4 protein-coding genes are annotated in these 3,465 nt (G+C 69.3%); 2 read left to right on the top strand and 2 right to left on the bottom strand.

What is annotated here, in order from left to right:
- Window positions 1-1,363 (top strand): FAD-containing oxidoreductase (locus tag A9W96_RS05020; RefSeq protein ID WP_067138233.1); only part of this gene is annotated, 1,363 nt, incomplete at its 5' end.
- On the opposite strand, the gene A9W96_RS05015 is transcribed toward A9W96_RS05020, so the two are convergent.
- Entirely contained in the window at window positions 1,360-2,223 is an 864-nt protein-coding gene (locus tag A9W96_RS05015) for a RecB family exonuclease (protein WP_156749027.1), read from the bottom strand. The genes A9W96_RS05020 and A9W96_RS05015 overlap by 4 nt on opposite strands.
- Before the next feature lie 122 nt (window positions 2,224-2,345).
- Between A9W96_RS05015 and trmI the strand changes: the two genes are divergently transcribed.
- The gene (trmI, locus tag A9W96_RS05010; RefSeq protein WP_067138232.1) at window positions 2,346-3,191 is read left to right on the top strand and encodes a tRNA (adenine(58)-N(1))-methyltransferase TrmI; all 846 of its coding nucleotides are present in this window, start codon (window positions 2,346-2,348) and stop codon (window positions 3,189-3,191) included.
- Here trmI and A9W96_RS05005 read toward each other — a convergent pair.
- A partial coding sequence (locus A9W96_RS05005) for a DUF503 domain-containing protein (protein ID WP_067138231.1) occupies window positions 3,192-3,465 on the bottom strand: 274 nt, incomplete at its 5' end.

Raw genomic sequence — 3,465 nt, 5'->3', positions numbered from 1 at the left:
TGCGATCATCGTCGGGGCCGGGCAGGCCGGCCCGCCGTTGGCCGGCCGGCTGACCGCTGCGGGACAGCGCGTCGCTTTGATCGAGCGCAAGCTGATCGGCGGCACCTGCGTCAACACCGGGTGCATCCCGACCAAGACGCTGGTGGCCTCCGCGCACGCCGCCCATCTGGCGCGTCGCGGCGCGGAATACGGCGTCGCGACCGGGCCGGTCAGCGTGGACATGGCGAAGGTCAAGGCCCGTAAAGACGAGATCATGCTGGGCGACCGCAAGGGCGTCGAGGATTGGCTCGAGGGCATGAAGGGCTGCACCGTTTTTCGCGGGCACGCGGTCTTTCGGGATCCGCACACGTTGCGGGTCGGTGACGATGAGCTGAGCGCCGACCGTATCTTCCTCAACGTCGGCGGGCGTGCGGTGGTGCCCGACATCCCGGGCCTGTCCGACGTCGACTTCCTCACCAACGTGTCGATCCTCGAACTCGACACGGTGCCAACGCATCTCGTCATCGTCGGCGGCAGCTACATCGCGCTCGAGTTCGCGCAGATGTACCGCCGGTTCGGGGCCCGGGTGACCGTCGTCGAACGGGGCGCGCGGCTGGCGTCGCGCGAGGACGAGGACGTCTCGGCCACCATCGAAGAAATCCTGCGCGCCGAGGGCATCGACGTCATCGTCGGGGCGGACGATATGCGAATAGCCAAGAACGGCAACGGGTTCGAGCTGACCCCTGGTGAGGGCGCCGCGCCCGTTGAGGGAAGTCACCTGCTGCTGGCGGTGGGCCGGCGACCCAATACCGACGACCTGGGCCTGGACGCGGCCGGGGTGCAGACCGATGCCCGCGGCTACATCGTGGTCGACGATCAGCTCAAGACCAGCGTCGAACACATCTGGGCGATGGGCGACTGCAACGGCAAGGGCGCATTCACCCACACCTCCTACAACGATTTCGAGATCGTCGCCGCCAACCTGCTGGACGAGGACCCGCGCCGGGTGAGTGACCGCATCACCACCTACGCGCTCTACATCGATCCGCCGTTGGGGCGCGCCGGCATGACCGTCGATCAGGTCCGCTCGTCGGGACGCCAGGCGCTGGTCGGCAAGCGGCCGATGACCCGGGTCGGCCGGGCGGTGGAAAAGGGTGAGACACAAGGCTTCATGAAAGTCGTGGTGGACGCCGACACCCAGGAGATCCTGGGTGCCGCCATCCTCGGGGTCGGCGGTGACGAGGCCATCCACGCCATCCTGGACGTGATGTCGGCCAAGGCGCCCTACACCACGCTGTCGCGCACCATGCACATCCATCCCACCGTCAGCGAGCTGATTCCCACGATGCTGCAGGAGCTCTCGCCGCTGGACGGCCAGGCTTAGGCGGCCGGTTCAGTGGGATGTGAATCGTTCTGCACAACAAGGGTTTCCGGCCAGCCCGGGTAGGGCGGCGGGGTGCCGCCGAAGAGCGGGCAGTGCTGTTGGTGGGGACACCAGTCGCACAGCCGCGACTGGGTGGGCCGGAAATCGCCGGAGTGCCCGGCGGACTGGATCGCCCGCCAGATCGCCATCAACGTCTTCTCGAAGCGCAGCAGCTCATCGTGATCCGGCGTGTAGTCCAGCACCTGTCCGTCGGCTAGATAGATCAGCCGCAACCGGGTGGGCTGCACACCGCGCGAACGCAACAGCGCCACCGCGTAGAACTTCATCTGGAACATGGCCTTGAATTCGGCCAGGGCCCGGGCGGCCGGTGGCGCCTTGCCGGTCTTGTAGTCGACCACCCGCAGTTCGCCGGTGGCGGCGACGTCGATCCGGTCGATGAAGCCACGCAGCAGGGTGCCGTCGGCGAGTTCCACCTCGACGCGCTGCTCGCAGCATTCCGGGTTGAAGCGAGTGGGATCCTCGAGCCGGTAGTAACCGGCGAGCAGCGCCTGCGCCTCGGCAAGTAACTGGGCGCGCTGCCCGGGATCCACGTCGGCGGCCAGCTCGGGCGTCGCCCCGATGACCTGGTCCCAGGCGGGCTCCACCAACGCCATGGCGGTGTCGGGGCCACGCTGTTCGGCGGGCAGGCCGTACAGCTGCTGCAGGGCGGCATGGACCAGCGAGCCGCGCAACTGCGCCGGCGACGGGGCCTCGGGCAGCCGGTCGATGGCCCGGAACCGGTACAGCAGTGGGCACTGCTTGAAGTCCGCGGCCCGCGACGGCGACAGGGCCGGGCGGTACACCTGGCCCGCCGGGCGCATCTCCGGCTGGGGCGCCTCAGACAGGGGCGCCTCGGGCTGGACGATCATGTCGGCAGCCTAGGACCGGGCGCCGACAACCCCCAAGCACCTGCGGCGGCGAGTCGGCTGGCACGCTAGACCGCGTGTCCGTATCCGGCCCGTTCACCGAGGGCGAGCGTGTCCAGCTCACCGATGCCAAGGGTCGGCACTACACCGTGGTGCTCACCGCGGGCGCCGAGTTCCACACCCATCGCGGGGCGATTCCGCACGACGCGCTGATCGGGCTCGAGCAGGGCAGCGTGATCAAGTCCAGCAACAACGCCGTGTACTTGGTGATGCGGCCCCTGCTGATCGACTACGTGATGGCGATGCCGCGCGGACCCCAGGTGATCTACCCGAAGGACGCCGCCCAGATCGTGCACGAGGGCGATATCTTCCCGGGCGCGCGGGTGCTCGAGGCCGGCGCCGGCTCCGGCGCGCTGACCTGCTCGCTGCTGCGCGCGGTCGGGCCCGACGGCCGGGTGACCTCCTACGAGCTGCGCGCCGATCACGCCGAGCACGCCGAACGCAACGTGTCGGTGTTCCACGGCGGCCAGGCGCCCGACAACTGGCAGCTGATCATCGGCGACGTCTCCGACTCCGAGCTGCCGGACGGATCCTTCGACCGCGCCGTGCTCGACATGCTCGCGCCGTGGGAGGTGCTGGAGTCGGTCGCGCGGCTGCTGATTCCCGGCGGCGTGCTGATCATCTACGTGGCGACCGTCACCCAGCTGTCGCGCGCGGTCGAGGCCCTGCGGGAACAGCAGTGCTGGACCGAGCCGCGGTCGTGGGAGACGTTGCAGCGCGGCTGGAACGTCGTCGGTCTCGCGGTCCGGCCGCAGCACTCGATGCGTGGGCACACCGCCTTCCTGATCTTCACGCGCCGGCTCGCGCCAGGCGTCGTCGCGCCCATGCCGTTGGGCCGCAAGCGCGAAGGCCGCGACGGCTAGCTAGCCGAGGTCCTCGCTGCGCACCAACGAGCGCCGCACCGACAGCAGCTCGAATTCGGGATGCGCGGCCACCAGCCGCTCGGCCGCGTCCAGGACGTCGACGGCATGACCGCGGTCCCCGGACACCGTGGCGACGCCGATGCCCGCTCGCCGGTACAAGTCATGCGAACCCACCTCGGCCGCCGACACGCTGAACTTGCGCTGCAACTCGGCGACCACGGGACGAATCACCGACCGCTTCTGTTTGAGGGACCGCACGTCGCCCAGCAGTACG

Source organism: Mycobacterium sp. 1245852.3, assembly GCF_001669335.1.
Taxonomy (GTDB): Bacteria; Actinomycetota; Actinomycetes; order Mycobacteriales; family Mycobacteriaceae; genus Mycobacterium; species Mycobacterium europaeum_A.
Note: the sequence above shows the minus strand (reverse complement) of the source record. Positions and strands in the feature narration are given on the sequence as shown.

Excerpts from the sequence above, each read along its gene's own strand:
- A9W96_RS05015 (WP_156749027.1), bottom strand. The coding sequence starts at position 2,223 with ATGCGCCCGGCGGGCCAGGTGTACCGCCCGGCCCTGTCGCCGTCGCGG.